This window comes from Blastococcus sp. SYSU D00695 (genome assembly GCF_054050555.1).
This window is the reverse complement of sequence record NZ_JBJGZP010000021.1, coordinates 17,384-44,074: the sequence shown is the minus strand read 5'-3', so window position 1 is coordinate 44,074 and position 26,691 is coordinate 17,384. Positions and strand designations below refer to the sequence as shown.

Annotated in this window: 21 protein-coding genes; 7 read left to right on the top strand and 14 right to left on the bottom strand. The window is 75.7% G+C overall.

Translation table 11 applies throughout. The annotated features are described in order from the left end of the window. Positions 1 to 130: 130 nt before the first annotated feature. Both ACI781_RS14315 and serA read right to left on the bottom strand, forming a co-directional pair. On the bottom strand, positions 131 to 1,153 hold the full coding sequence (locus ACI781_RS14315; protein WP_456566782.1) for a 3-isopropylmalate dehydrogenase: 1,023 nt from the start codon (positions 1,151 to 1,153) through the stop codon (positions 131 to 133). 53 nt (positions 1,154 to 1,206) lie between these two features. Continuing rightward, positions 1,207 to 2,811, bottom strand: a complete 1,605-nt coding sequence (gene serA / locus ACI781_RS14310; RefSeq protein WP_456566781.1) for a phosphoglycerate dehydrogenase — start codon at positions 2,809 to 2,811, stop codon at positions 1,207 to 1,209. A 174-nt stretch (positions 2,812 to 2,985) separates the two neighbouring features. Between serA and ACI781_RS14305 the strand changes: the two genes are divergently transcribed. Both ACI781_RS14305 and ACI781_RS14300 read left to right on the top strand, forming a co-directional pair. Continuing rightward, complete coding sequence (locus tag ACI781_RS14305; protein ID WP_456566780.1) at positions 2,986 to 3,630, top strand: hypothetical protein; 645 nt, start codon at positions 2,986 to 2,988, stop codon at positions 3,628 to 3,630. A gap of 106 nt (positions 3,631 to 3,736) precedes the next feature. Continuing rightward, positions 3,737 to 4,252: a hypothetical protein gene (locus ACI781_RS14300; protein WP_456566779.1), complete on the top strand. Its 516-nt coding sequence runs from the start codon at positions 3,737 to 3,739 to the stop codon at positions 4,250 to 4,252. A gap of 102 nt (positions 4,253 to 4,354) precedes the next feature. On the opposite strand, the gene ilvC is transcribed toward ACI781_RS14300, so the two are convergent. From ilvC to ilvD, 6 genes are all read right to left on the bottom strand, one after another. Then, the gene (ilvC, locus tag ACI781_RS14295) at positions 4,355 to 5,383 is read right to left on the bottom strand and encodes a ketol-acid reductoisomerase (protein ID WP_456566778.1); all 1,029 of its coding nucleotides are present in this window, start codon (positions 5,381 to 5,383) and stop codon (positions 4,355 to 4,357) included. Between the two features lie 108 nt (positions 5,384 to 5,491). Then, the gene (ilvN, locus tag ACI781_RS14290; protein WP_456566777.1) at positions 5,492 to 6,019 is read right to left on the bottom strand and encodes an acetolactate synthase small subunit; all 528 of its coding nucleotides are present in this window, start codon (positions 6,017 to 6,019) and stop codon (positions 5,492 to 5,494) included. A 99-nt stretch (positions 6,020 to 6,118) separates the two neighbouring features. Further along, positions 6,119 to 7,990 carry an acetolactate synthase large subunit gene (locus ACI781_RS14285; RefSeq protein ID WP_456566776.1) on the bottom strand — a complete coding sequence of 624 codons (1,872 nt, stop codon included), beginning with the start codon at positions 7,988 to 7,990 and terminating at the stop codon, positions 6,119 to 6,121. A 213-nt stretch (positions 7,991 to 8,203) separates the two neighbouring features. Next, a complete protein-coding gene (locus ACI781_RS14280; protein WP_456566775.1) occupies positions 8,204 to 10,963 on the bottom strand; it encodes a putative bifunctional diguanylate cyclase/phosphodiesterase in 2,760 nt (919 codons plus the stop codon). Next, positions 10,960 to 13,599 carry a putative bifunctional diguanylate cyclase/phosphodiesterase gene (locus ACI781_RS14275; protein ID WP_456566774.1) on the bottom strand — a complete coding sequence of 880 codons (2,640 nt, stop codon included), beginning with the start codon at positions 13,597 to 13,599 and terminating at the stop codon, positions 10,960 to 10,962. The genes ACI781_RS14280 and ACI781_RS14275 overlap by 4 nt, the downstream gene beginning before the upstream one ends. Before the next feature lie 89 nt (positions 13,600 to 13,688). After that, entirely contained in the window at positions 13,689 to 15,392 is a 1,704-nt protein-coding gene (gene ilvD, locus ACI781_RS14270; RefSeq protein WP_456566773.1) for a dihydroxy-acid dehydratase, read from the bottom strand. Positions 15,393 to 15,481: 89 nt separating this feature from the next. On the opposite strand from ilvD, the gene ACI781_RS14265 reads away from it, so the two are divergent. The 3 genes from ACI781_RS14265 to ACI781_RS14255 are packed head-to-tail and all read left to right on the top strand — an operon-like array spanning position 15,482 to position 17,942. Continuing rightward, entirely contained in the window at positions 15,482 to 16,303 is an 822-nt protein-coding gene (locus ACI781_RS14265; protein WP_456566772.1) for a helix-turn-helix transcriptional regulator, read from the top strand. A 23-nt stretch (positions 16,304 to 16,326) separates the two neighbouring features. Continuing rightward, the gene (locus ACI781_RS14260; protein ID WP_456566771.1) at positions 16,327 to 16,707 is read left to right on the top strand and encodes a PH domain-containing protein; all 381 of its coding nucleotides are present in this window, start codon (positions 16,327 to 16,329) and stop codon (positions 16,705 to 16,707) included. A gap of 59 nt (positions 16,708 to 16,766) precedes the next feature. Next, positions 16,767 to 17,942, top strand: coding sequence for a PQQ-dependent sugar dehydrogenase (locus ACI781_RS14255; protein WP_456566770.1), 1,176 nt, complete (start codon positions 16,767 to 16,769; stop codon positions 17,940 to 17,942). 33 nt (positions 17,943 to 17,975) lie between these two features. Here the strand turns inward: ACI781_RS14255 and gatB are convergent, their stop codons facing one another. The 4 genes from gatB to gatC are packed head-to-tail and all read right to left on the bottom strand — an operon-like array spanning position 17,976 to position 21,494. Further along, positions 17,976 to 19,484 (bottom strand): Asp-tRNA(Asn)/Glu-tRNA(Gln) amidotransferase subunit GatB, encoded by a 1,509-nt coding sequence (gene gatB, locus ACI781_RS14250; RefSeq protein WP_456566769.1) that lies wholly within the window; start codon positions 19,482 to 19,484, stop codon positions 17,976 to 17,978. After that, complete coding sequence (locus tag ACI781_RS14245; RefSeq protein WP_456566768.1) at positions 19,481 to 19,660, bottom strand: hypothetical protein; 180 nt, start codon at positions 19,658 to 19,660, stop codon at positions 19,481 to 19,483. Before ACI781_RS14245 ends, gatB begins: the two co-directional genes overlap by 4 nt. Continuing rightward, positions 19,657 to 21,177, bottom strand: a complete 1,521-nt coding sequence (gene gatA, locus ACI781_RS14240) for an Asp-tRNA(Asn)/Glu-tRNA(Gln) amidotransferase subunit GatA (RefSeq protein ID WP_456566767.1) — start codon at positions 21,175 to 21,177, stop codon at positions 19,657 to 19,659. Before gatA ends, ACI781_RS14245 begins: the two co-directional genes overlap by 4 nt. Positions 21,178 to 21,179: 2 nt before the next feature. Then, positions 21,180 to 21,494 carry an Asp-tRNA(Asn)/Glu-tRNA(Gln) amidotransferase subunit GatC gene (gatC, locus tag ACI781_RS14235; RefSeq protein ID WP_456566766.1) on the bottom strand — a complete coding sequence of 105 codons (315 nt, stop codon included), beginning with the start codon at positions 21,492 to 21,494 and terminating at the stop codon, positions 21,180 to 21,182. 238 nt (positions 21,495 to 21,732) lie between these two features. On the opposite strand from gatC, the gene ACI781_RS14230 reads away from it, so the two are divergent. Then, positions 21,733 to 22,404, top strand: a complete 672-nt coding sequence (locus tag ACI781_RS14230; RefSeq protein ID WP_456566765.1) for an ACT domain-containing protein — start codon at positions 21,733 to 21,735, stop codon at positions 22,402 to 22,404. A gap of 46 nt (positions 22,405 to 22,450) precedes the next feature. Then, a complete protein-coding gene (locus tag ACI781_RS14225; protein ID WP_456566764.1) occupies positions 22,451 to 22,951 on the top strand; it encodes a putative immunity protein in 501 nt (166 codons plus the stop codon). Positions 22,952 to 22,968: 17 nt separating this feature from the next. Here the strand turns inward: ACI781_RS14225 and ligA are convergent, their stop codons facing one another. Together ligA and ACI781_RS14215 are read right to left on the bottom strand one after the other, a co-directional pair. Beyond that, positions 22,969 to 25,296: an NAD-dependent DNA ligase LigA gene (gene ligA, locus ACI781_RS14220; RefSeq protein WP_456566763.1), complete on the bottom strand. Its 2,328-nt coding sequence runs from the start codon at positions 25,294 to 25,296 to the stop codon at positions 22,969 to 22,971. A 369-nt stretch (positions 25,297 to 25,665) separates the two neighbouring features. Then, positions 25,666 to 26,685, bottom strand: coding sequence for a methionine synthase (locus tag ACI781_RS14215; RefSeq protein WP_456566762.1), 1,020 nt, complete (start codon positions 26,683 to 26,685; stop codon positions 25,666 to 25,668). Positions 26,686 to 26,691: the final 6 nt, after the last annotated feature.

Here is a 26,691-nt window from a genome sequence, read left to right as displayed (position 1 = left end):
TCTGCGCGCAGTCGGGGCGGGGACTGCGCGCTAGCTGATAATCGCGGTGACGGTGCGGGACATCACCGGGGAGTAAAGCACACGGCGCCCGCCGCCCCGGAGGGCAGCGGGCGCCGGGACGCCGGGGGCCTCAGCCGGAGGCGAGCGCCGCGAGGCGGTCGCCGACCTCCTGCGTGCGGATCGTCGCCTGCGGGTCCCGCGTGGACACGTCGAACGCGACCGCCGCGGTCACCTTCTTGGCCTGGTCGAGCCGGCCCAGGTGCTCCAGCAGCAGGCCGACCGACAGCACGGTCGCCGTCGGGTCGGCGACGCCGGTGCCCGCGATGTCGGGCGCCGAGCCGTGCACCGGCTCGAACATGCTCGGGTTGGTTCCCGAGGCGTCGAGGTTGCCGCTGGCCGCCAGGCCGATGCCGCCGGTGACGGCCGCGGCCAGGTCGGTGACGATGTCGCCGAACAGGTTGTCGGTGACGATGACGTCGAACCGGCCCGGGTCGGTCACGAAGAACATCGTCGCCGCGTCCACGTGCTGGTAGGCCACCGTGACCTCGGGGAACTCGGCGGAGACCTCCTCCACCGTCCGCGACCACAGCGACCCGGCGTGGGTGAGCACGTTGGTCTTGTGGATCAGCGTGAGGTGCTTGCGCGGGCGGGCGACGGCGCGCTCGAAGGCGTACCGGACGACGCGCTCGACGCCGAAGGCGGTGTTGAGGCTGACCTCGGTCGCGATCTCCTGCGGGGTGTCGCGCCGCAGGACGCCGCCGTTGCCGACGTAGGGGCCCTCGGTGCCCTCGCGGATGCACAGCATGTCGATGGCGCCGGGCGCCGCGAGCGGGCTGCGCACGCCGTCGAACAGCCGCGCCGGGCGCAGGTTGACGTGGTGGTCGAGCTCGAAGCGCAGGCGCAGCAGCAGACCGCGCTCCAGGATGCCCGGCGGCACGCTCGGGTCGCCGATGGCGCCGAGCAGGATCGCGTCGTGCTGGCGCAGCTCGTCGAGGACCGAGTCGGGCAGCAGCTCGCCGGTCCGCTGCCAGCGGGCCGCCCCCAGGTCGTAGGAGGTGGTCTCCAGGTCCGGGGCGACCCCGCCCAGGACCTTCAACCCCTCGGCGACGACCTCCGGACCGATCCCGTCTCCCGCGATGACTGCCAGGCGCATGGGGCCCGACCCTAGCCGGGCCCCCGCCGCGTCCTCCGGGGTGGTCGGGGCGCTCACAGGTCGGCGGCGCGCGCCTCGCGGGCGCCGATCCGGCCCGCGATGTCGGCGAGCAGCTCGGCCGGCACGAGGCTGTCGACGGCGACCGCCATCAGCGCCTCGCCGCCCTTGGTGGTGCGGCTGACCTGGGCACCGGCGATGTTCACGCCCGCCTCGCCCAGGGCCGCGCCGACGGTGCCGACGACGCCGGGCCGGTCGGTGTACACGAAGAAGAGCAGGTGGCCGCTGAGGTCGAGGTCCATGTCGAACCCGTCGATCTCGGTGAGCTTGGGCAGCTGGTTCTTGCCGAACAGCGTCCCCGACACCGTGACCTCGGTGCCGTCGGCCATCGCGCCGCGGATCCGGACGAGGTTGCGGTAGTCCGGGCTCTCCAGGTCGCTGGTGAGGGCGACCTCGAGGCCGCGCTGCTCGGCGAACAGCGGGGCGTTGACGTAGGTGACCTGGTCCTCGACCACGTCGGCGAACACGCCCTTGAGGACGGCGAGCTGCAGCACCGAGACGTCGAACTCGGCGAGCTTGCCGCGCACGTCGACGGTCAGCGACTGGGCCAGCCCGCCGGCGACCGCGGTGAAGACGGTGCCGAGCTTCTCGGCCAGGGGCAGGCCGGGCCGCACGTCCTCGGCGACGACGCCGCCGGCCTGGACGTTCACCGCGTCCGGCACGAACTCGCCCTGCAGGGCCAGCCGCACCGAGTGGGCGACGGCGGTGCCGGCCTTGTCCTGCGCCTCGGTCGTGGAGGCGCCCAGGTGCGGGGTGACGACGGTGTTGGGCAGCCCGAACAGCGGGCTGTCGGTGCACGGCTCCTTGGCGTACACGTCGAGACCGGCGGCCCCGACCTGCCCGGAGCGCAGCGCGTCGGCCAGCGCCGCCTCGTCGACCAGCCCACCGCGGGCGGCGTTGACGATGATGACGCCCTTCTTGGTGGTGGCCAGCTGCTCGGCGCCGATCAGCCCCAGCGTCTCGGGCGTCTTGGGCAGGTGGATGGTGATGAAGTCCGACTCGCGGAGCAGCTCCTCCAGCGAGACCAGCCGGACGCCGAGCTGCGCGGCGCGGCCGGGCTGGATGTAGGGGTCGTAGGCGATGAGCGTCGTGCCGAAGGCCGCGAGCCGCTGGGCGACCAGCACGCCGATCCGGCCGAGGCCGACGACGCCGACGGTCTTGTCGGTGACCTCGACGCCCATGAACTTCGAGCGCTTCCAGGCACCCTCGCGCAGCGAGGCGTCCGCGGCCGGGATCTGCCGGGCGGCGGCGAGCAGCAGCGCCACCGCGTGCTCGGCGGCGCTGGTGATGTTGGAGGTGGGCGCGTTGACCACCATGACGCCCCGCTCGGTGGCGGCGGCGACGTCGACGTTGTCCAGGCCGATGCCGGCGCGGGCGACGACCTTCAGGTTCGGGGCGGCGGCGAGCGCCTCGGCGTCGATCTGGGTGGCGCTGCGGATCATCACCGCGGCGGCGTCGGCGAGGGCGGGCAGCAGCGCGGCCCGGTCGGCCCCGTCGACGTGGCGGATCTCGACGTCGGCGCCGAGGACCTCCAGGACGCTCGGGGCGAGCTCTTCGGCGATCAGGACGACGGGCGCGGCGCCGGGCAGCGAGGCAGTCACGGGGCCACAGCCTAGAGCGGCCCTCTCCGCGGTCCCGCCCGCCCCCCGTGTCGCAGGCGACCACTCCCGTCGCGCCGACCAGCGCGGCGCGGGCCGGGTGTCCTTGCCGGGGACGGGCCGGCCCCCCATCCTGGCCGCCGTCAGCCGGGCAGACCGGCACCCAGGAGGGACCCCATGAGCAGCTACGGCACCGAGCCGTCCACCGGCGACCCGTACGGCCAGCCGCACCAGCCGCCGGCCGCACCCGCCCCGTACTGGTCTGCCCCGGGCCAGGTGGCCGCCGGGCCGCAGGCCCCGTACCAGCCGGCCGGGTACGCACCCGGCCCGTACGCGCCCGGCCCCTACGGCGGGCACGCGGGAGCGCCGGCCCGCCCGGGGGGCGTGGCGGCGGCCGCCGTCCTCGGCTTCGTCTGGGGCGCCCTCGGCGTGCTGGTCACGGTGGCGCTGCTCGTCTACGGGGCGGCGGCCACCAGCCTGGGCGACGCCCCCGGCTTCCTCGGCGACGCGATCGGCGCCGCCGGCGGCATCCTGCTGTTCTTCGGCGTCCTGGCGCTGGCCTGGACCGTGGTGACGATCTGGGGCTCGGTGTGGGCGCTGACCGGCCGCAGCCGGGTGCTGCTCATCGTGGGCGGCTCGATCGCGATCGCCGGCACCGGCCTGACGTTCCTCGGCGGGATCGGCTCGGTCGAGGACGAGGGGCCCGGCGGCCTCGTGGTCGGGCTCGTCGGGCTCGTCGTGTCGATCCTGATCGTCGTCCTGCTGTCCAACCGGCAGGCCTCCGGCTGGTTCGCCGCGCAGCGGGCCCGCCGCCCGCACTGACGCACTCGTTGCCGCCGCCGAGGGCCCCCGGGCCCTAGGCTGCGCCGCCGACCCGGCGACTCGCCGACCCACGGCACCCGGACCCATCCCCAGGAGGAACCAGCGCATGACCAGTCCCGACCCGAACAACCCCTACGGCGCCCCGCAGCCGGGCTACGGCGCCCCCCAGCCCGGCTACGGCGCCCCCCAGCCGGGCTACGGCGCCCCGCAGCCCGGCTACGGCTACGGCGGGCCGGCCGGCCAGCGGCCGGGGCAGGTGACGGCGGCGGCGGTCATCGGCATCGTCATCGGCGCCCTGGGCCTGCTGGCCCTGTTCAGCCTCGGCATCCTGTTCAGCTTCGACGCCTTCCTCGGCCTGCTGAACCTGCTGTCGGTGGCCGCGGCCGCGGTGCTGCTCGCCGGCGGCATCCTGGCCGTGCAGGGGAAGTCGCCGCGCCTGCTCCTGCTGGGCAGCTACGGCTCCATCGGCGTCCAGCTGCTCACGCTGATCTGGGGCCTGGTCAGCGGGTACGGCTTCCTGTTCTTCGGCCTGCTGGGCTTCGTGCTGCCCGGGCTCATCGTGTTCTTCCTGCTGCAGCCGCAGGCCAAGCAGTACTACGCGTCCCGGGGCATGGCCTACTGAGCCGCTCCCCCGCACACGACGAGGCCCCCCGCTGCGCTGCAGCGGGGGGCCTCGTCGTGTCCCGGCCCCCCGCACCGGGGTGCGGCAGGCCGGGGACCTCGGTCAGTCGCGGGCGGCGGTGCCGGTGTAGTCGTCGGAGGCCGACACCCAGCTCATGAGGCCACGCAGCTTGCGCCCGGTCTCCTCGATCGGGTGCGCCTCGGCCTCGGCGCGGCGGCGCTTGAAGTCCGGGGCGCCGGCGTCCTGGTCGGCGATGAAGGCCGCGGCCCACGAGCCGTCCTTGATCGCCGCGAGGACCTCGCCCATCGACTCCTTGACGCGGGCGTCGATGACCTTGGGGCCGGAGGTGTAGTCGCCGTACTCGGCGGTGTCGGAGACCGACCAGCGCTGCTTGGCGATGCCGCCCTCGTACATGAGGTCGACGATCAGCTTCAGCTCGTGCAGGCACTCGAAGTAGGCCACCTCGGGCTGGTAGCCGGCCTCGGTCAGGGTCTCGAACCCGGCGGTGATGAGCGCGCTGGCGCCACCGCAGAGGACGGCCTGCTCACCGAACAGGTCGGTCTCGGTCTCCTCGGCGAAGGTCGTCTTGATGACGCCGGCGCGGGCGCCGCCGATGGCCTTGGCGTAGGAGAGCGCGAGCTGCAGCGCGCTGCCGCTGGCGTCCTGCTCGACGGCGACGAGGCAGGGCACGCCCTTGCCGTTCTCGAACTCGCGGCGGACCAGGTGGCCGGGGCCCTTGGGGGCGACCATGGCGACGTCGACGCCGGCCGGGGGCTTGATGTAGCCGAAGCGGATGTTGAAGCCGTGCCCGAAGAACAGCGCGTCGCCGTCCTGCAGGTTGGGCTCGACCGACTCGGTGTACAGGTGCCGCTGCACGTGGTCCGGCGCCAGGATCATGATCAGGTCCGCCTCGGCGGCCGCCTCGGCCGGCGTGACGACCCGCAGGCCCTCGGCCTCGGCCTTGGCGCGGCTCTTGCTGCCCTCGGGGAGACCGACGCGCACGTCGACCCCGGAGTCGCGCAGCGACAGCGCGTGGGCGTGACCCTGGCTGCCGTACCCGAGGACGGCGACGGTGCGCCCCTGGATGATCGACAGGTCGGCGTCGTCGTCGTAGAAGATCTCGGCGGCCATGCGGTACGTACTCCTTCAGTGGGTTCTCTGCGTGGACGAGTCGTGATGGCCCCCGTGCAGGCGCCCGCCGCGAGCTGGCGAGCGGTGGCGGGGCACGGGGGTCCTTCCTCAGGCGGTGCGGTCCACCGGGCGCAAGGTACCGGCGCCGGACATCGACCGCGGACCCCGGCCCAGGGCGACCGTGCCCGACTGGGCCATCTCCTTGATGCCCAGCGGGGACAGCACGGCGAGCAGCGCCTGCAGCTTGTCGGGCGTGCCCGTCGCCTCGAGGGTGACGGTGTCGGTGTTGACGTCGATCACCCGGGCCCGGAAGAGATCGGCGGTCTGCAGCACCTGGGTGCGGTCGGCCATGGGCGCGCGCACCTTGACCAGGAGCAGCTCGCGCTGGACGGCGGCCCCGCTCTCGAGCTCGACGATCTTGATGACCTCGATGAGCTTGTTGAGCTGCTTGGTGATCTGCTCCAGCGGCGCGGACTCGGCGTCCACGACGATCGTCATCCGGGAGAGGTCGGGGTTCTCGGTCGGGCCGACGGCGAGGGACTCGATGTTGAAGCCGCGGCGGCTGAACAGCGCCGAGACGCGGGCCAGGACGCCGGACTTGTTCTCGACGAGGACCGACAGCGTGTGGCGGGTCATCTACCCAACGTTCCTTTCGGTTCGCGGCGGCACCAGCGGCGGCCCCCTCCCAGGGGCCCGCCGCCGAGCGCAGCGAGGTGGTGGGGAGGGAGGGGGTCCTTACACCTGGTCGTCGCCGAAGACCGGGCGCAGGTCGCGCGCGGCCAGGATGTCGTCGTTGCTGGCGCCGGCGGCGACCATCGGCCACACCTGCGCGTCGGCACCGACCACGAAGTCGATGACGACCGGGGCGTCGGTGATCGCCATGGCCTTCTCGATCACGGCGTCCACGTCGTCCTTGGACTCGCAGCGCAGCCCCACGCAGCCCAGCGCCTCGGCGAGCGCGACGAAGTCGGGGATGCGGATCGGCTTGCGCTCCCCCTTCTCGTCGACGGGGTGCAGCTTGGTGTTGGAGTACCGGCCCTCGTAGAAGAGGGTCTGCCACTGCCGGACCATGCCCAGGTTGCCGTTGTTGATGACCGCGACCTTGACCGGGATGCCCTCGATGGCGCAGGTGGCCAGCTCCTGGTTGGTCATCTGGAAGCAGCCGTCGCCGTCGATGGCCCACACGGTGGTGTCCGGGCAGCCGTACTTGGCACCCATCGCGGCCGGCACGGCGTAGCCCATCGTCCCGGCGCCGCCGCTGTTGAGCCAGGTGCCCGGCTTCTCGTAGCGGATGAACTGCGCGGCCCACATCTGGTGCTGGCCGACGCCGGAGGTGTAGATCGCGTCCGGGCCGGCGATCGCGCCCAGCCGCTCGATGACGTACTGCGGGGACAGCGAGCCGTCCTCGGGCTCGTCGTAGCCCAGCGGGTAGCGGGTGCGCCAGTCGTCCAGCTGGGCCCACCAGTCCGCCAGGTCCGGCGTGCGCCCGGCCTCGTGCTCGGCGCGGACGGCGGCGACCAGGTCGCCGATCGTCTCCTTGGCGTCCCCGACGATCGGCACGTCGGCCTTGCGGTTCTTGCCGATCTCGGCGGGGTCGATGTCGGCGTGCACGACCCGGGCCTCGGGGGCGAAGGAGGCGAGGTTGCCGGTCACCCGGTCGTCGAAGCGGGCGCCGAGGGCGACGATCAGGTCGGCCTTCTGCAGCGAGGTGACCGCCGCGACGGTGCCGTGCATGCCGGGCATGCCCAGGTGCTGGCGGTCGCTGTCGGGGAAGGCGCCGCGGGCCATCAGCGTGGTGACCACGGGCGCGCCCGTCAGGTGCGCCAGCTCCGCCAGCTCCGCGGTCGCGCCCGCCTTGATGACGCCCCCGCCCACGTAGAGCACCGGTCGCCGGGCGGCGGTGATCATCGCGGCGGCCTCGCGGACCTGCTTGCCGTGCGGGCGCGTCGTCGGCTTGTAGCCGGGCAGGTCCAGCCGCGGCGGCCAGGAGAAGTCGGTGGTGGCCTGCAGCACGTCCTTGGGGACGTCGACCAGGACCGGTCCGGGGCGCCCGGTGCTGGCCAGGTGGAAGGCCTCGGCGATGCGCTGCGGGATCTCCGCGGCGTCGGTGACCAGGAAGTTGTGCTTGGTAATCGGCATCGTGATGCCGCGGATGTCCGCCTCCTGGAAGGCGTCGGTGCCGATCGCGCCGCTGGGCACCTGCCCGGTGATCGCCACGATCGGGACCGAGTCCATGTAGGCGTCGGCCAGCGGCGTCACCAGGTTGGTGGCGCCGGGACCGGAGGTGGCCATGCAGACGCCGACCCGGCCGGTGGCCTGCGCGTACCCGGTGGCCGCGTGCCCGGCGCCCTGCTCGTGGCGGACCAGGACGTGGCGCACCTGCGAGTCGAACAGCGGGTCGTAGAGCGGCAGGATCGCGCCGCCGGGGATGCCGAAGACGACCTCGACGCCGACCGCCTCGAGGGAGCGCACCAGGCTCTGGGCGCCGGTGATGCCCTGCTGGGGCGCGTGCGCGGCCTCGGCGACCGAGCGGGCGCCGGTCTCCACGCCGGCCAGCGCGGCGGCGGCGTCGCGGGTCGGTTGCTCGCTCGGGGTGGTGGTGCTCATGTCGGCGTTCTCCTGGCGGGGCCTGGTGACAGCGGCTGGGGATCGGGGTGGAGGGGCCGGAGCGGGCGCCGCCGGCTCCGGGCGCAAAAAAACCCCTCGTGCCGCGGGCACGGAGGGGTCAGCGCGTCGGTCGGCGACCGACGCGCTAGGCGACTACGAGCAGGGTGCAGGCGGAGGGCACGGAGCCACTGTGCTCCCGGGGCACCCTCCGCGTCAACCGTGCCGTCCCACGAGGTGGACGGTGTCGTGCGTGTCGTGGGACACGTCGGCAGCCGTCGCCACGTCGACGACGGCGGCGTCGAACCCGTCGACCACCTCGGCGAGCGCGTCGGCCGGCACCGGCCGGCCGAGCAGCCAGCCCTGGACGAACCGGCAGCCGAGCGCCCCGAGCGCGGCCAGCTGGCCCGGGGTCTCGACGCCCTCGGCGACGATGTCCATGCCCAGCGTGCGGCCGAGGTCGACCACCGCCGCCACGAGCGCCGCCCGCCGGGCGTCGGACTCGATGCCGGTGACGAAGCCGCGGTCCATCTTCAGCACCTCGACCGGCAGGCCGGCCAGCTGCGTGAGCGACGACGCCCCGCGGCCGAAGTCGTCGAGGGAGATGACGCAGCCGAGGTCGGACAGCTCCGCCAGGGTGCTGCGCAGCAGCTCCGCGTCGTCGGTGAACACCGACTCCGTCAGCTCGATCATCAGCCGGTCGGCGGCCAGCCCGGCGGCTTCCAGCGCGTCGGTCACGTCCTCGACCAGGCAGCGGGCCTGCACGTGCAGCGCCGACACGTTGACGCCGAGCCGCAGGTCGCGGCCGCCGGCGACCAGCCGCGCGTGCTGGGCGGTCGCGGTGCGGATCACCCACCGCTGCAGCGGCACGATCAGCCCGTCCTCCTCGGCGAGGGTGACGAACTCCTCCGGCGAGACGGAGCCGAGCTCGGGGTGCTCCCAGCGGACCAGCGCCTCCAGGCCGAGGACCCGGCGCTCGACGAGGCCGACGACGGGCTGGTAGACGACCCGCAGCTCCCCCCGCTCGAGAGCCAGCGGCAGGTCGCGGGCCAGCCGGCTGCGCCGTCCGGTCTCCTCCACGATGGCCTGGCCGGTGGCGCGGACGCCGTTCTTGCCGTCGGCCTTGGCGGTGCGCAGCGCGAGGTCGGCCTCGCGCATGGTCGCCGAGGCGTCGCCGTGCGGGCCGATCTCGGCGACGCCGATGCTCGCCGACACGTGCAGCGGCGGTCCGGCCACCGGTGCGTCCCCGGCGGCGCCGGCGGCCGTGGGGAAGCGGTGCGTGCGGTCCAGCCCGGCGACCAGCCGCTCGGCCAGCGCGAGGGCCTCGTCGGGGCCGGAGTCCACGACCACGGCGAACTCGTCGCCGCCCAGCCGGGCCACCAGGTCGCCCTCGCGCGCGGCGCCGGACAGGTGGGCGGCCACCTCCCGCAGCAGCTGGTCGCCGGCCTCGTGCCCCGCGACGTCGTTGACCGACTTGAAGCCGTCGAGGTCCAGCAGGAGCAGGCAGGCGCGGGAGCCGGTGCCGGCGCGCGCGAGGGCGGCGTCCAGCGTGGCCATCAGCCGGGCCCGGTTGGGCAGGCCGGTGAGGAAGTCGGTGTAGGCCATGCGCTCGAGCTCGCGCTGGGTGGTGCTGCGCTCGGTGACGTCGCGCAGGTGCAGCACCAGGCCGCGGTCGGGGTCGCCGTCGGGGGCGGCGCCGAGCACCTCGACGTCGTGCCAGGCGCCGGCGCGGCCCTGCAGGCGCACGGTGACCGGGAGCTCCACGGCCGTGCCCGCGCGGACGGCGGCCACGACCCCGGCGAACGTCGCCCGGTGCGGCGGGTGCAGGAGCAGGGCCAGCGTCCGGCCGGTCAGCTCCTCGTCGTCCCAGCCGAGCTGCTCGGCCACCGGGCCCGAGGCCCAGGAGACCCGGCCGGTCGCGTCGAGGACGACGGTCACGCCGTCGCCGCTGTGCACGAGCGCGCGGAAGCGGCGCTCGGCGCGCTGCAGCCGGCGGGTCAGCACGTGCGCGTCCAGCGCCCAGAGCAGGGTGCGCACCGACATCAGGCCGACGACGAGCAGGCCGCCCGCGCCCTCCTCGTCGGTGACCCTGCCGCCGACGGCGGCGCCACCGGTCAGCGCGGCGAGCACGACGCCCGCGGCGGCCAGCGCCGCCAGACCGCCGCGCAGCGGCAGCGTGCGGTGCACCGGGGTGCCGGCCGGGGGCTCCCCCGGGTCGAGCGCCGCGCCCCGGACGGCGGCGGCGAGCATGGCCAGCCACGCCAGGACCGCCAGGACCGTCGGCGCGACGGTGCCGTTGGTGCGGCCCAGCGCGCCGCCGACCGCCACGACCGACATGGCCAGGAAGGCGCACAGCAGCCAGGTGGCGGCCGCCCGGCGCGGCTCGGCGACCGCGGTGACCGGGACCAGCCCGACGCCGCACAGGACCGCGCCGACCAGCGGGTAGCCGAAGGAGATGAGGTCCCCGGCCGCCCCACCCGGGCCCAACAGGCCCTGCGGCAGCAGGTGCCCGAGCACGAGGTGGCACAGGACGGCGAGGGAGACGGTGACGATCAGGCCGTCGAGCAGGACGCGCGAGCCGACCCGCCGTCCGGCGCGGGGCGGCAGCAGCCAGACCGCACCGGCGATCGCGACCGGGACGGCGGCGAGCATCGGCAGGTCCTCGGCGCCGCCGGTCGACGGCTGACCGGACCCGGCGCGCACCGTGGCCACGACCTGGCCGACGGCGAGCAGGGCGCCGGCCACGGCGAGCGTCCGCCAGGGGCGCCCGGACCGGCCGGGCAGCCGCGCGCCGAGGGCCAGCAGCAGCGCCGCGCCCGCCCCGGAGGCGATCGCGAGCGCGAGCGGCACCAGCCGCAGCGCGAGCGGGGAGCCGCTGAGCTGCAGCCAGGCGCAGGCCCCGCCCAGCAGCGCGAGCAGCACCTGCACCAGCACCACCGCGCGGGCCGGTCCCCGGGTCCGGCCGGTGGCGGTCACCGGGTGCCCACCAGACCGGGCCACAGCACACCCGCCCCGGTCTGCAGCAGGGCGGTGAGCTCGGACAGGGGCAGCGGCCGGGAGAGCAGGAAGCCCTGCGCGAAGCCGCAGCCGAGGCCGCGCAGCACGCCCAGCTGGGCCGGGGTCTCCACCCCCTCGGCGACGACGTCGACCCCGAGGGCGCGGCCGATGGCGATGACGGACTCGCACAGCGCGCGGCTGGGCGGGTGCCGGTCGACGCGGGAGACGAAGTCCCGGTCCAGCTTGAGCACGTCGATGGGCAGGGCGCTGAGGTGGGCGAGCGTGGAGTGCCCGGTGCCGAAGTCGTCCAGCGCCACGTGCACGCCCATGAGCCGCAGCGCCTCGACGTCGACGGCGATGGCCTCGGTGTCGGCCAGCAGCGTCGCCTCGGTGATCTCCAGGATCAGCCGCTCGGGAGGCAGCCCGGTGCACTGCAGGGCGGCCGCGACGTCGCCCACGAGGGTGCGGGCGGCGACGTGCGAGGCGGAGATGTTGACGCCCAGCCGCAGCGGCGCGTGCACCACCGGCAGGGCGACGGCCGCGCGGGCGGCCTGCTCCAGCGCCCAGCGCTGCACGTCGCCGATCACGCCGGCGCGCTCGGCGATCGGCACGAACTCCCGCGGCGGGACGTCGCCCAGCTCGGGGTGGCGCCAGCGCAGCAGGGCCTCGACGCCGACGATGCGCTGCTCGGCCAGCGAGACGACCGGCTGGAACGCCACCGACAGCTCGCCGCGGGCACAGGCGCCCGGCAGGTCCTCGCGCAGGCGGGCCCGGCGCTCGGCGGCGGCCCCCAGGGCGGGGTCGAAGCGGCGGGCGCTGCCGCGACCGGCCCGGCGGGCGGCGCGGACGGCGATCTCGGCGCGGGTCCAGACCTCGCCGAGGGCGGTGCCGGCCTCCAGCGGGACCAGCCCGATGTCGGCGGTCAGGTCGTAGACCCCGGCGGCGGTGGTGAGCGGCTGCTCGACCGCCGACAGGCAGCGGTCGGCCAGCAGGTCCCCGGTGCGCGGGTCGCCCTCGGCCAGGACGGCGAAGGCGTCCCCGCCCAGCCGGGCGACGGGCTCGTCCCCGCGCACGGTGGTCCGCAGCCGGCGGCCCAGCTCAACCAGCACCGAGGAGGCCATGTCGCGGCCGGCGTCCTCGCGGACCTCGGCCAGCCCGTCGAGCTCGACGAGCAGCAGGGTGGCCGGCGGTGCGGCGGGGTCAACCAGCCGCTGCTCCAGGACCCGGTCGAACCCGGCCCGGTTGGGCAGCCCCGTCGTCGGGTCGGTGAACGCGACGTCCTCGAGCGCCTGCTCGCGGGCGTGGCGCTCGGTGACGTCCCGGCAGTGCAGGACGAGGGCGCCCACCTCGGGACGGGCCCGCAGGTCGGCGACGTCGGCCTCGACGTGGCGCCAGCTGCCGTCGGTGTGCGGCAGGCGCAGCACGACCCGGCCGCACGGGGACTCCCCCGGCCCGGCGCCGTCGGGGTGCAGCGCGTGGGCGGCGGGCAGCACGTCGGCGGGGTGGGTGACGGTGAGCAGGTCGCGGCCGGTCAGGTCGGTGCCGGCGCCCAGCATCCGCGCCACGGCCGGCGAGGTCCATGTGATGCGCAGGTCGGGGTCGAGCACGAGGACGCCGTCGCCGCCGGAGCGCACGACCTCGCGGAACCACGCCTCGCTGCGCAGGATCCGGGTGCTCTGGCGGGCCTCGTCCAGCGCCGCCACCCAGCGGTGGACGCCGACGAGCGCGACGCAGGCGACGCTGCCGACGACGGTCGCCACCGAGGCGCGCTGGCCGGCGAGGTGGGTGACGGCGACGGCCAGCAGCGTCCCCAGCATCGCCAGGTGCGGCAGCACCTCGCCCAGGCGCACGGAGCGCCCGGAGCGGGGGCGGCGGGCCCCTCCCTCCCCGGGGCCCGGGTCGAGGGTCACGGCGAGGGCGAGCAGCCCCAGGCCGGCGACGAGGAGCATGAGGCTGGCGGTGGCCGCCTGGTGGAGGCCGAGGAGCATCGTCGAGGTGCCCAGGCCGCGGCCCGCGGCGAGCAGGAGCACCGCGGCCAGGAGCACCAGCGCCATGGGCTGGCGGTGGCTCTCGACCGCGGCCAGGAGCACGAGGGCGGCGACGAGCAGGCTCGCCGTCGTCAGCACGGCGGCGACGAGCACCGCCCGGCCGGCCGGGGACGCGGCGGCCCAGGTGCCGGCGGGGCCGAAGACGAGCAGCTGCATGCCGGTGAGGCAGGCGGCGCCGAACAGCACCGCCTCCACGACGGCCCGGCGGCCGGTGCGGAAGCGTTCCCGCGGGGCGAGGGTCAGCAGGCCGGCGACGGCCAGCACGCAGCCCGGCACCGCCGGCACCCAGCGGACCAGGACGACGTCCAGGTCGTCGGTGGGCGCGACCACGAGGTAGGCCGCGATGGCCACGGCCGTCGACAGGGTGGAGCCGGCGAGCAGCCGCCAGCCACGCGCGCCGCGCTGGCGGCGCCAGCCGCAGCGGACGACGCAGGCCGTGGCGCCGGCCGACGTGGCGGCCAGGACGACCTCGGCGAGCCACAGGGCGGAGGGGACGACGAGGGCCACCACGCAGACGGCCAGCGCCGCCCCGGTGCCCGCGAGCACCGCCCACCTCTGCCTGTCCACACCGCAGACCTCGGCGCTGCGGGCGCCGGGCTGGAGCCGGGGGCGGGCGGGCTCACCCCTTGGGGGTGCGCCCGCCCGCGCGGTTCACCTCAGCCGCAGATGGCGCCGGTGGCCGCGGAGCCGACCAGCTTGGCGTACTTGCCCAGCACCCCGGTGGTGTAGCGCGGGGGCAGCGGCTCCCAGCCCGCCTTGCGGCGGGCCAGCTCCTCGTCGTCCACGAGCAGGTCGAGGGTGCGGGTGGTGAGGTCCAGACGGATCCGGTCGCCGTCCTGCACGAACGCGATCGGGCCGCCGTCGGTGGCCTCCGGCGCGATGTGCCCGACGCACAGGCCGGTGGTGCCGCCGGAGAAGCGCCCGTCGGTGAGCAGCAGGACGTCCTTGCCCAGGCCCGCGCCCTTGATGGCGCCGGTGACCGCGAGCATCTCGCGCATGCCCGGGCCGCCGCGGGGGCCCTCGTAGCGGATGACGACGACGTCGTCGGGCTGCAGCGTGCCCTCGGTGACGGCGTCCATCGCGCCCTGCTCGCCGTCGAACACCCGCGCGGTGCCCTCGAAGACCTCGGCGTCGAAGCCCGCGGACTTCACGACCGCGCCCTCCGGGGACAGCGAGCCGCGCAGGATGGTGAGGCCGCCGGTCTTGTGGATCGGGTTGTTCATCGCGTGGATGATCGTGCCGTCGAGGTCCGGCGGGGCGATGTCGGCCAGGTTCTCGGCCATGGTCTTCCCGGTCACGGTGAGCGCGTCGCCGTGCAGCAGGCCGGCGTCCAGCAGCGCCCGCAGCACGACGGGCACGCCGCCGACCCGGTCGATGTCGGTCATCACGAACCGGCCGAAGGGCTTCACGTCGGCCAGGTGCGGGGTGCGGTCGCCGATCCGGTTGAAGTCCTCGAGGGTCAGCTCGACCTGTGCCTCGTGCGCCATCGCCAGCAGGTGCAGGACGGCGTTGGTGGACCCGCCCAGCGCCATGACCACGGTGATGGCGTTCTCGAACGCCTCGCGGGTCATGATCTGCCGGGCGGTGATGCCCTTGCGGAGCAGGTTGACCACGGCCTCGCCGGAGGCGACCGCGAACGCGTCGCGGCGGCTGTCGGGGGCCGGCGGGGCGGCGCTGCCGGGCAGGCTCATGCCCAGCGCCTCGGCGACGCTGGCCATGGTGTTGGCGGTGTACATGCCGCCGCAGGAGCCCATGCCCGGGCAGGCGGCCTTCTCGATGGCGGTGAGCTCGTCGCGGCTGATCCTGCCCGCGGCGCAGGCGCCGACGCCTTCGAAGACGTCGATGAGCGTGAGGTCCTTGTCCCCGAGCTTCCCGGGCAGCGTCGAGCCCGAGTAGAGGAACACGGCGGCCAGGTCCAGCCGGGCGGCGGCCATGAGCATCCCGGGCAGCGACTTGTCGCAGCCGGCCAGCAGCACCGAGCCGTCGAGGCGCTCGGCGAACATGACGGTCTCGACCGAGTCGGCGATGACCTCGCGGGAGACCAGCGAGGCGCGCATGCCCTCGTGGCCCATGGAGATGCCGTCGGAGACGGAGATGGTGCCGAACTCCAGCGGGTAACCGCCGGCGGCGTGCACGCCCTCCTTGGCCCGCTTGGCCAGCCGGTCCAGCGAGAGGTTGCAGGGGGTGATCTCGTTCCAGGACGAGGCGACGCCGATCTGCGGCTTGTCCCAGTCGTCGTCGCCCATGCCGACGGCGCGCAGCATGGCGCGGGCCGGCGCCTTGGTGATGCCGTCGGTCACCTCGCGGCTGCGGGGCTTGACGTCGACGGTGGCTGCAGAGGGTTCCTCGACCGTGGTCACGGGGAGAGGGTAGGCGCCCGTCCGGGACCTGCCGAGACAGCGGTGATACTGGTACTGACACCACCACCCGAGGCCCTGCGAGGACGTCCGTGCCCAGCCCCGCCCGCCGCGAGCTCGGCGCGTTCCTCCGCTCCCGCCGGCAGCAGGTGGACCCGACGACCGCGGGCCTGCCTCCCGGGGGCACCCGCCGCCGGCCCGGGCTGCGCCGCGAGGAGGTCGCGCTGCTGTCGGGGGTCAGCCACACCTGGTACACGTGGCTGGAGCAGGGCCGCGACATCAACCCCTCCCGGCAGGTGGTCGACGCGCTGGCCCGCACGCTGCGGCTGTCGGCGGCCGAGCACGAGTACGTGCTGCGGCTGACCGGCCACGGCACGCCGGCCCCGTCGTCGCAGCCCGGCGGGCTGCCCGCCCACCTGCAGCGGCTGCTGGACGCCCTCGACCCCTCCCCCGCCTACGCGATCACCGCCAGCTGGGCGATCGTCGGCTGGAACGCCGCCTACGCCCGCCTCTACCCCGGCGTCGCCACCGCGGACCCGGCCGACCGCAACCTGCTGTGGCTGGTGTTCACCGACCCGGCGGTCCGCGCCCTGCTCGGGGACTGGGAGACCGACAGCCGCCGCTTCCTCACCCAGTTCCGCGCCGAGGCCGGGGCCCGGCTCAGCGACCCGGAGGTCGTCGCGCTGGTCGCCCGCCTGGAGCAGGCCAGCGAGCACTTCCGCACCGGTTGGGCCAGCCGCGACGTCGACCGGTTCAGCGCGGGCGAGCGGCGCTTCGAGCACCCCGTCGTCGGCAGCCTGCTGCTGGAGCACCACCAGCTCACCCCGGCCGACGCCCCCGGCGTGCAGCTGGTCGTCTACACCGCCGTGCCCGGCAGCGGGACCGGGGAGCGGCTGCGCCGGCTGGCCGCCTGAGCGGATCTGGGACCATGGCGGGCGTGGCCGCCCCCGCCCGCATGCGCATGAGCCGCACCGCGCTGCTCCCCGTCCTCGTGCTGTTCGTCTGCGCGCTGCCCCTGGCCGCCGCCGCCTGGTGGGGCGTGTTCGTGCTGCTCATCCCGCTGGCCGCCGCCGCGTGGGTGCTGCGGGTCGGGGTCGACGTCGGCGACGACGGCGTGACCGTCCGCTCCCTCGTCGGCTCCCGGCACGTGCCGTGGACCGAGCTGGCCGGCATCCGCGTCGGCGACCGCGGCGCCCTGTCGCTGGTCACGACCCACGGCACGGAGGTGCGGCTGCCGGTCCTGCGGGCGCGCGACCTCCCGCGGCTGGCCGCCCTGTCCGGCGGGCGCCTGGACGTCCCGGCCCCGCCGCGCCGCTGACCCGCACGCCACCCCGCGTCCCCCCCGCTCCCGGGGCCGGCGCACGTACTGTCGGCAGGGTGAGGCGGGAGCGCGGGCGACGGGCGTCCCGGCTGGCGTGCGCGCTGCTGCTGACCGCGGTCGTCGCCGGCTGCTCGGACGACGGCGGGGGCTACGAGCCCACCGGCGAGTGGCGGCCGCTGCCCGAGGGGGCGCCGCCGCAGGTCGCCCCGCCCACCGAGGGGCAGGCACCGGCGCCGCCGCCCGCCCCGCCCTCCGGTGAGCCCGGCGACCCGGCCGACGACCCGAACGTGGTGGCCTCCGGCCTGACGGTGCCCACCGGCCTGGTCCTGCTGCCCGACGGGTCGGCGCTGGTCGCCGAGCGGGAGACCGGCCGCGTCCTGCAGGTGTTCGCCGACCGGTCCCCGGCCCGCGAGGTGATGGTCGTGCCCGGCGTCGACACCGCCGGCGACGGCGGGCTGTACGGCCTGGCGCTCTCCCCGACCTACGACGAGGACGGGCTGGTCTACGCCTACCTGTCCACCGCCACCGACAACCGGGTCGTGCGCTTCCCGCTCGGCGGCACGCCGAACCCGGTGCTCACCGGCATCCCGCGGGGCGAGGTGCACAACGGCGGGGCGCTGCTGTTCGGCGTCGACGGCTCGCTGTACGTGGGCACCGGCGACACCGGGAACCCGGCGCTGGCCCAGGACCCGGCCTCGCTGGCCGGCAAGGTGCTGCGGGTGGACGTGTTCGGCCAGCCGGTCGACGGCGGCCCCGTGTTCAGCAGCGGCTTCAGCGACGTGACCGCCCTGTGCCTGTCCGGCGACGAGACCCTCTACGCCACCGACGACGCCGGTGACCGGGCCGACGAGCTCACCGAGGTGGTGGCCGGTGGCGACGCCGGCTTCCCGACCCCCGGCGCGGGGGCCACGCCGCCGGTGCAGGAGGTCGACGGCGCCGCGGGCGGCCTCGCCGGGTGCGCGGTCGCCGGGCCGACCGTGCACCTGGGCGCCCTGGAGGGCCGGCGGGTCTACTCCGTCACCCTCGACGGCACCGGGGCGCCGGTGGACGACCCGGAGGAGCTGCTCCTGGACCGGTACGGCCGGCTGCGGACCGTCGTCCTGGAGCCGCAGACCGGCGCCCTGTGGATCACGACGTCCAACCGGGACGGCATCGGCACCCCCGGCGACGGCGACGACAAGGTGCTGCGCGTACTGCCGCCGGGCGCCGGCGGCGAGGACTCCCCGCTCTGACACCGCGGTCCGGGCGGACCGCGGTGCCGGCGTTCAGCTGCCGACGACGCGCTCCTCGAGCATGCGGCGCACGGTGGCGGCGTCGGCCTTGCCGCGGGTGGCCTTCATGACCGCACCGACCAGCGCCCCCAGGGCCGCCACCTTGCCGCCGCGGACCTTCTCCACCACGTCGGGCGCCCCGGCGATCGCCGCCTCCACGGCCGCGACCAGCTCGTCGGACTCCCCCATCACGGCCAGCCCGCGGGCCTCGACGACCTGCCGCGGGTCGCCCTCGCCGGCGAGCACCCCGTCGAGGGTCTGCCGCGCCAGCTGGTCGTTGATCGTGCCCTCGGCGACCAGCGTGGTCAGCTCCGCGACCTGCTGCGGGGTGACCGCGAGCCCGGTCAGCTCCACGCCGGCGTCGTTGGCGCGGCGGGCGAGCTCGCCGAGCCACCACTTGCGGGCGTCGGCCGGCGTGGCGCCCGCGGCGACGGTGTCGGCGACCAGGCCCAGCGCGTCCGCGTTGACCAGCCAGGCCATCTCGGTGGCCGACAGGCCCCACTCCTCCTGGAGGCGGGCGCGCCGGGCGGCCGGGAGCTCGGGCAGCTCGGCGGCCAGCTTCTCCACCCACTCGGCGTCGGGGGCCAGGGGCACGAGGTCGGGCTCGGGGAAGTACCGGTAGTCGGTGGCCTCCTCCTTGCTCCGGCCCGGCGAGGTGCTGCCGGTGTCCTCGTGGAAGTGCCGGGTCTCCTGCAGCACGCGGCCGCCGTCGTCGAGCACCGCGGCCTGCCGGCGCATCTCGAACCGCACGGCCCGCTCCACCGAGCGCAGCGAGTTGACGTTCTTGGTCTCGGTGCGCGTGCCCCACTCCAGGCTGCCGATCGGCGCCAGCGAGGTGTTCACGTCGCAGCGCAGGCTGCCCTGCTCCATCCGGACGTCGGAGGCGCCCAGCGCCTGGACGATCTCGCGCAGCTCGGTGACGTAGGCGCGCGCGACCTCGGGCGCCTTCGCGCCGGCACCGGGGATGGGGCGGGTGACGATCTCCACGAGCGGGATGCCGGCGCGGTTGAAGTCGACCAGCGAGTGGTCGGCGCCGTGGATGCGCCCGGTGGCGCCACCGACGTGCAGGTTCTTGCCGGTGTCCTCCTCCAGGTGCACCCGCTCGATCTCGACGCGGTACGTCTGCCCGTCCACCTCGACGTCGAGGTGGCCGGCGGTGCACAGCGGCTCGTCGTACTGGCTGGTCTGGAAGCCCTTGGGGATGTCCGGGTAGAAGTAGTTCTTCCGGGCGAACCGCGACCAGCCGGCGATCCGGCAGCCCAGCGCGAGGCCGATGCGGATGGTGTGCTCGACCGCCGCGGCGTTGGCCACCGGCAGCGAGCCGGGCAGGCCCAGGCAGACGGGGCAGGTCTGGGTGTTGGGCTCGGCGCCGAAGGTGGTCGCGCAGCCGCAGAACATCTTCGACTCGGTGCCCAGCTCGACGTGGGTCTCCAGGCCGATGACCGGCTCGTACCGGGTCAGCACCTCGTCGAACTCGACGAGGCGGTCGGGGGTGGTGGTCACGAGGTCGTGTCCTCCTTCGGCAGGGACCGGCCGGTGACCCAGGCGCCGATCCCGGTGAGCAGGCCCAGGACGATGAAGACGGCGAAGACGGCCTTGCCGGTGACCAGCCACAGCACGGCCCCGGCGAGGACGACGAAGGCGGTCAGCGCCCAGGCCGCCTTGAGCGGGCCGTTCACGCCGCACCGCCCGCGGTCGGGAGCTCGGCGAGCAGCCGGTGCCCGCGGGCGCCGTCGAGAGCGGCCTCCACGGCCGCGGCCAGCGCGTAGCAGCGGTCGTCGGCCAGCGCCGGCGCCATGATCTGCAGGCCGACCGGCAGCCCGTCGGACAGCCCGCACGGCACCGAGGTGGCCGGCAGACCGGCGAGGCTGGCCGGCAGCGTGCACAGGTCGGCGGCGTACATGGCCAGCGGGTCCTCCACGCGGCTGCCCAGCGGGAAGGCCACGCTCGGCGTCGTCGGGCTGACCAGCACGTCGACGTCGTCGAAGGCGGCGCTGAAGTCGCGCGAGATGAGCGTGCGGACCTTCTGCGCCTGCCCGTAGTAGGCGTCGTAGTAGCCGGCCGACAGCGCGTAGGTGCCGAGGATGATGCGCCGCTTCACCTCGGGGCCGAAGCCCTGCTCGCGGGTCAGCGACATGACCTCGTCGAGGTCGTGCTCGCCGTCGTCGGCCACCCGGATGCCGAAGCGCATGCCCTCGAACCGGGCCAGGTTGGACGACGCCTCGCTGGGGGCGATCAGGTAGTACGCCGGCAGCGCCAGGTCGAAGCTCGGGCAGGAGACCTCGCGGACCTCCGCGCCCATCCCCTCGATCAGCTGCACCGCCTCGGCCACGCGGGCGAGGACGCCCTCCTCGTAGCCGTCGGTGTGGCCCTCGCCGCCCAGCTCCCGGACGACGCCGACCCGCAGGCCCTTCAGGTCGCCGGCGGCGCCGCGGCGGGCGCACTCGGCCAGCGGCGGCAGCGGGGCGTCGATGCTCGTGGAGTCGCGCGGGTCGTGGCCGCCGATCGCCTCGTGCAGCACCGCGGCGTCCAGCACCGTGCGGGCCATCGGGCCGGCCTGGTCCAGGCTGGAGGAGAAGGCGATGAGGCCGAAGCGCGACACCGAGCCGTAGGTGGGCTTGTGCCCGACCAGGCCGGTGACGGCGGCCGGCTGGCGGATCGAGCCGCCGGTGTCGGTGCCCAGCGCCCACGGGGCGAGCCCGCCGGCGACGGCCGCCGACGACCCGCCGGAGGACCCGCCGGGGATGCGGGCGAGGTCCCACGGGTTGCGGGTCACGCGGTAGGCGGAGTTCTCGGTCGAGCTGCCCATGGCGAACTCGTCCATGTTGGTCTTGCCCAGCAGCACCGTGCCGGCGTCCTTGAGGCGCTGGGTGACCGTGGCGTCGTACGGCGGCCGCCAGCCCTCGAGGATCTTCGAGCCGCTGGTGGTCGGCACGCCCTCGGTGACGAACACGTCCTTGAGCGCGACCGGCAGGCCGGCCAGCGGCCCCAGGTCCTCGCCGGCGGCGCGGGCGGCGTCGAGGGCGGCGGCCCGCTGCAGCGCGGCCTCCCCCTCGACGTGCAGGTAGGCGCCCACGGCGCCGTCCTCGGCGGCGATCCGGTCGAGGTAGGCACGGGTCACCTCGACCGAGGACACCTCACCGGCGCCCAGCCGGCGGCCGAGCTCGGCGGCGTCGAGGTCGGTCAGCTCGGCCATGGTCACTCCTCACCCAGGATGCGGGGCACCCGGAAGCGGTCGTCCTCCGCCGCGGGGGCGGCGGCGAGGACGACGTCACGCGGCAGGCTCGGGGTGGCGGCGTCCGCCCGGAGCACGTTGGTCAGCGGCACGGCGTGCGTGGTCGGGTCGACGTCGGCCACGTCGGCGCGGCCGACCTGGGCGACCGCGTCGAGGACCGCGCCGAGCTGGCCGGCGAAGCGGTCCAGCTCCTCCTCGGTCAGGGCGAGGCGGGACAGCCGGGCCAGGTGCGCGATGTCCTCGCGCCCGAGGGCCTCGTGCGGTGACGGCGTGCTCATGCTGTGGCGGGACTCCACTCCTGCGCCGTCCCGCCGCCGGCCCGACCGGTGCGGTGCGGGGACGTGCGGGACCGGGGTACCAACCCCGCCACTGTACGTGCCGACCTGCGGGGGCTCCGGCGTGGCGGACGCCGCGGACGCGACGCTCGACCGGCCGGGGGGCGATGGGGGAAGCTGACCGGCGTCCGCCGATCGACGACGATCGACCCGCGCCCGTTGATCGCCCGCGGAGGCACCCGTGTCCTATCTCCTGCGGCTGGTCGTCCCCGACCGGCCCGGCACCCTCGGCGCCGTCGCCACCGCGCTCGGCACCGCCGGGATCGACATCGTGTCGCTCGACGTCCTGGAGCGCGGCGGCGGGGTCGCCGTCGACGACATCATCGTCGACCTCCCGCCCGACCGGCTGCCCGACAGCCTCATCACCGCCGCCCGCTCCGTCGAGGGCGTGCAGGTCGAGTCGCTGCGCCCCTATCCCGGCGCGCTGGACACCCACCGGGAGCTGGAGCTGCTGGAGGCGTTGTCGCGGGCCGCGGAGGGCACCGCGGTCAAGCTGCTGGCCGCCGAGCTGCCGCGCGTGTTCACCAGCGGGTGGGCCGCGGTGCTCGTCGCCGGGGACGGCGCCTGCGAGGTGGCGGCCGCCTCCGACGCGGCACCGGGCTTCGAGGGGATGGCGCCGCCGTGGCTGCCGCTCGAGGCGCCGCGGCTGCTGCCCAGCGAGGACGACTGGCTGCCCGAGCGGTGGCGGGAGATGGCCATCGAGATGATGGCCACCCCGTTCGGCTCGCCGCGGACCGCGGTCGTCATCGGGCGGTCGGGCGGGCCGGCCTTCCGCCGGTCGGAGCTGCTGCGCCTGGTGCACCTGGCCGGCATCGCCGCGACGGTGGCCCACCTGCCGCCGGTCCAGCCGTAGCCGGGCGACCGGGCGCCGTCGCGGGCCGGCCGTGATCCTGCCGCCGGTGCGCGACCCGCGGTTCGTGACGGTGCGCCGCGGCGGCACGCTCACCGACCCCGACCACCACCTGCTGGCGCTGTGGGCCGCGGAGTGCGCCGAGCACGTCCTCGGGCTGTTCGAGGCCGCCCGTCCCGGGGACGCGCGGCCGCGGGAGGCCCTGGAGAGCGTCCGGGCGTGGGTGCGCGGTGAGCTCGGGATGATGCGGACCCGCGCCGCCGGGGGCCACGCGATGGGCGCGGCCCGGGACCTGCGGGGAGCGGCGCGGCACGCCGCCTACGCGGCGGGACAGGCGGCCGTGGTGGCGCACGTGGCCGCGCACGAGCTGGGTGCGGCCGCCTACGCCATCAAGGCCGTGCGGGCGGCGGCGCCGCGCGAGGAGGCGGAGGCCGCGGGGCGGGCCGAGTGCCGCTGGCAGCGCGACCGGCTGCCCGCGCCGATCCGCGCACTCGTGCTGGACGACCAGCGGCTGCGCAACGACCTGTGCTGGTCGGTGTTCGACTGCTGACCGCCGGAGTCCCCCGCTCAGGCCGACGGCGGCTCCCCCGCGGGCTGCTCCCCGGCGGGGGGCTGCTCGGCGGGGGGCTGCTCGGCGGCGTCCTCCCCGGCAGCAGGCTCCTCGGCAGCGGGCTCTCCGGCAGCAGGCTCCCCGGCAGCGGGCTGCTCGGCGGGCTCGCTCCCGTCACCGATCGTGGCCACCGCCCGGGCGGCGTCGGGCCCCTCGTCGAGCAGCACCCGGAACCCGTCGTCGTCCAGGATCGGCGCCTTGACCTGCACTGCCTTGTCGTACTTGCTCCCGGGGTCGGCGCCGACCACGACGAAGCCGGTCTTCTTGCTGACCGAGCCGGTGACCTTGCCGCCGCGCTCCTGGATCGCGGCGATCGCCTGGTCCCGGCTGAGGTCACGCAGCGAGCCGGTGACCACCACGGTCACGCCGGTCAGCGGGCCCGGGCCGGCGTCCTCCCCCTCGTCGGCCATCCGCACCCCGGCGGCGCGCCACTTCTCGACCACCCCGCGGTGCCAGTCGACGCCGAACCAGTCGCGCACCGACCGGGCGATCGTCGGGCCCACGCCGTCGGCTGCGGCGAGCTCCTCCTCCGAGGCCTCGGCGATGCGGTCCAGGGAACGGAAGTCGCGCGCCAGCGCCTGGGCGGCGGTCGGGCCGACGTGCCGGATCGACAGCGCCACGAGCACCCGCCACAGCGGCACGTCCCTGCGCGTCTGCAGGTTCGCCAGGAGCTTGCGCCCGTTGGCCGAGAGGGTGCCGTCCTTGCGGGTGTAGAACTCCGACCGCTGCAGCCGCTCCTCGTCGAGGGAGAACAGGTCACCCTCGTCGGTGAGTAGTCCGCTCTGCAGCAGCGAGACCGACGCCTCGTAGCCGAGGTTCTCGATGTCGAACGCGCCGCGGCCGGCGACGTGGAAGACGCGCTCGCGCAGCTGCGCCGGGCAGGAGCGGGCGTTCGGGCAGCGGATGTCGGCGTCGCCCTCCTTCTCCGGCCGCAGCTCGGTGCCGCACTCGGGACAGTGCGTCGGCATCTCGAACGCGCGCTCCTCGCCGGTGCGCGCCGCCACGACCGGGCCGAGCACCTCGGGGATGACGTCGCCGGCCTTGCGGATCACGACAGTGTCCCCGATCAGCACGCCCTTGCGCACGACCTCGGCGGCGTTGTGCAGCGTCGCCAGCTGCACGGTGGACCCGGCGACCTTCACCGGCTCCATGTACGCGAACGGCGTCACCCGGCCGGTGCGACCCACGTTCACCCGGATGTCGAGGAGCCTGGTGGTGGCCTCCTCGGGCGGGTACTTGAACGCGATCGCCCACCGCGGCGCGCGGGAGGTCGAGCCCAGCCGGCGCTGCAGCGCCACCTGGTCGACCTTGACCACCACGCCGTCGATCTCGTGCTCGACGGAGTGCCGCTGCTCGCGGTACCGCTCGACGTAGGCCCACACCCCCTCGAGGTCGTCCACCACCTCGAACCGCTCGCTGGTGGGCAGGCCCAGCTCGCGCAGCCGCACGTAGGCCTGCGACTGGCGCTCGGGCTGCCAGCCCTCGTGCGCGCCGAGGCCGTGCACGATCAGCCGCAGCGGCCGGGACGCGGTGACCCGCGGGTCCTTCTGCCGCAGCGAGCCCGCCGCCGCGTTGCGCGGGTTGGCGAACGGGGCCTTCCCCGCCTCCACCAGCCCGGCGTTGACCTCGGCGAAGCCGGCGACGGGGAAGTAGATCTCGCCGCGCACCTCGAGCCGGTCGGGGACGTCGTCGCCGGTCAGCTGCTGGGGGACGTCGGGCATCGTGCGCACGTTGGCCGTGACGTCCTCGCCGGTGGTGCCGTCGCCGCGGGTGGCCGCCCGGACCAGCCGCCCCTGCTCGTACAGCAGCGCGACCGCCAGGCCGTCGATCTTCAGCTCGCACAGCCAGCTCACGCCGCTGCCGGCGTCGCGCTCCACCCGTGCCGCCCACGCCGACAGCTCGTCGCTGCTGAACACGTTGTCCAGGCTCTGCATCCGCTCCAGGTGCTGCACCGGCGCGAACGTGGCCGTGAACCCGCCGTTGACCTTCTGGCTGGGCGACTCGGGGGTGACGAGCGCCGGGTGCGCCGCCTCGATGCCCCTGAGCTCCCCCATCAGCTCGTCGTACTGGCCGTCGCTGACCAGCGGCGCGTCCTGCACGTAGTAGGCGAACGCGTAGCGGTCGAGCTCCTCGGCGAGGTCCCGGTGACGCGTGCGCGCCTCGTCGGGGACCTCGGTGAGGTCCTCACGGTCGACGGTGGCGGCGACCTGCGGGGCGGTGTCCTGGAGGGCGCTGTCCTGGAGGGCGCTGTCCTGGGGGGCGTCGGCCTCGGCGTCCGTGCTCACCCTCGAACGGTAACCGCCGGGTACGACGCTCCACCCGCCACGAGCACCGCGTGCACCCGCATGCGCATCGCGGCGGTCATCGCAGGTCGGGAAGCAACCCCGATACGCATCCGGGCGGGCTGACGGGCCGGCGGGGCGAGCGGCGAGCGGGCGAGCGGGCGAGCGGGCGGGCGGGCGGGCGGGCGGGCGGGATGGCAAGCGGGGCACTCGCCGCACCGAGCGCGCCCGGATGCGCATCGCGGCGGTCATCGCAGGACCGGAAGCCGCCCTGATGCGCTTCCGGGCGGGCCGACGGGCCGGCGGGGTGAGCGGGCCGGCTGACGGGCGGGCGACCACCGGGGGCCCGCGGCGAGGACGACCGCGGGCGGGTCACTCCGGCTGCAGGTACCGGGACGCCTCGCGCACGTGGGTCATCGCCGCCCGCGCGTAGGCCGGCGAGGCGCCCGCAAGCCCGCAGGACGGCGACAGCGTGACCGCCGCCGCCAGGTCGTCGGGGGCGAAGCCGAGCTCGTTCCACCACGCCCGCAGCCGGGACGCCGTCGCCTTCGGGGTGGGCAGGACGGCGTCGGTGCCCGGGACCACCCCGAGGACCAGGTGCAGCCCGGCGTCGACGGCCGTGCCGACGGCGTCGAGGTCCGGCACCAGCCCGGAGTCGAGGGAGACCGCGGCGGCCCCGGCCGCGCGGAACAGCTGCAGCGGCGCCCGGTCGGCGCAGCAGTGCACGACGACCGGCCCCGGCAGCGCGGCCACGACGGCGGCGAGCTCCTGCTCGACGACGCTCGCCTCGACCGCAGGCAGCTTGCCGAAACCGCTCGCCGTCGGCAGCGCCCCCTGCAGGACGGCGGGCACACCCGGCTCGTCGAGCTGGACGACGACGCGCGCCCCCGGCACCCGCGCGGACACCTCGGCGACGTGCGCGGCGACGCCCTCGGCCAGCGACTGGCCGAGGTCCCGCCGGGCGCCGGCGTCGACGACGGCCCGGTCACCGCGCGTCCGCTCCAGGCCGGCGGCGAGCGTCCACGGGCCGGCCGCCTGCACCTTGAACGCCCCGGTGTGGCCAGCGGCCACCTCGTGCAGCGCGTCCAGGTCGCGGGCGAGGAACTCGCGGGCCCGGCGCTGGTCGATCCCGCCGCGGGGCACCAGCCGCCAGCCGGCCGGGGTCAGGTCGACCGCCAGGTCCACCAGCAGCGCGGCGCTGCGGCCCAGCAGGTCCGCGCCCGCGCCGCGGCCGGGCAGCTCGGGCAGGTGCGGCAGCTCGGGCAGCTCGCCGAGCACCACGCGCAGTGCCTCGACCGGGTCGCTGCCCGGCAGCGACCCGACGCCGGTCGCGCCGCCCCACGCGGGGAGGGGGGCCGGCACGTCCTGCTGCGGATCGGTCGGGGAGGCCACGCCGGC

What these genes read in the sequence shown, in the direction of transcription:
- ACI781_RS14300 (WP_456566779.1), top strand. Translation starts at nt 3,737, where the DNA reads ATGACCAGTCCCGACCCGAACAACCCCTACGGCGCCCCGCAGCCGGGC.
- ACI781_RS14315 (WP_456566782.1), bottom strand. Translation starts at nt 1,153, where the DNA reads ATGCGCCTGGCAGTCATCGCGGGAGACGGGATCGGTCCGGAGGTCGTC.
- ACI781_RS14305 (WP_456566780.1), top strand. Translation starts at nt 2,986, where the DNA reads ATGAGCAGCTACGGCACCGAGCCGTCCACCGGCGACCCGTACGGCCAG.
- gatA (WP_456566767.1), bottom strand. Translation starts at nt 21,177, where the DNA reads ATGGCCGAGCTGACCGACCTCGACGCCGCCGAGCTCGGCCGCCGGCTG.
- ilvC (WP_456566778.1), bottom strand. Translation starts at nt 5,383, where the DNA reads ATGGCCGCCGAGATCTTCTACGACGACGACGCCGACCTGTCGATCATC.
- ACI781_RS14285 (WP_456566776.1), bottom strand. Translation starts at nt 7,990, where the DNA reads ATGAGCACCACCACCCCGAGCGAGCAACCGACCCGCGACGCCGCCGCC.
- ilvN (WP_456566777.1), bottom strand. Translation starts at nt 6,019, where the DNA reads ATGACCCGCCACACGCTGTCGGTCCTCGTCGAGAACAAGTCCGGCGTC.
- gatC (WP_456566766.1), bottom strand. Translation starts at nt 21,494, where the DNA reads ATGAGCACGCCGTCACCGCACGAGGCCCTCGGGCGCGAGGACATCGCG.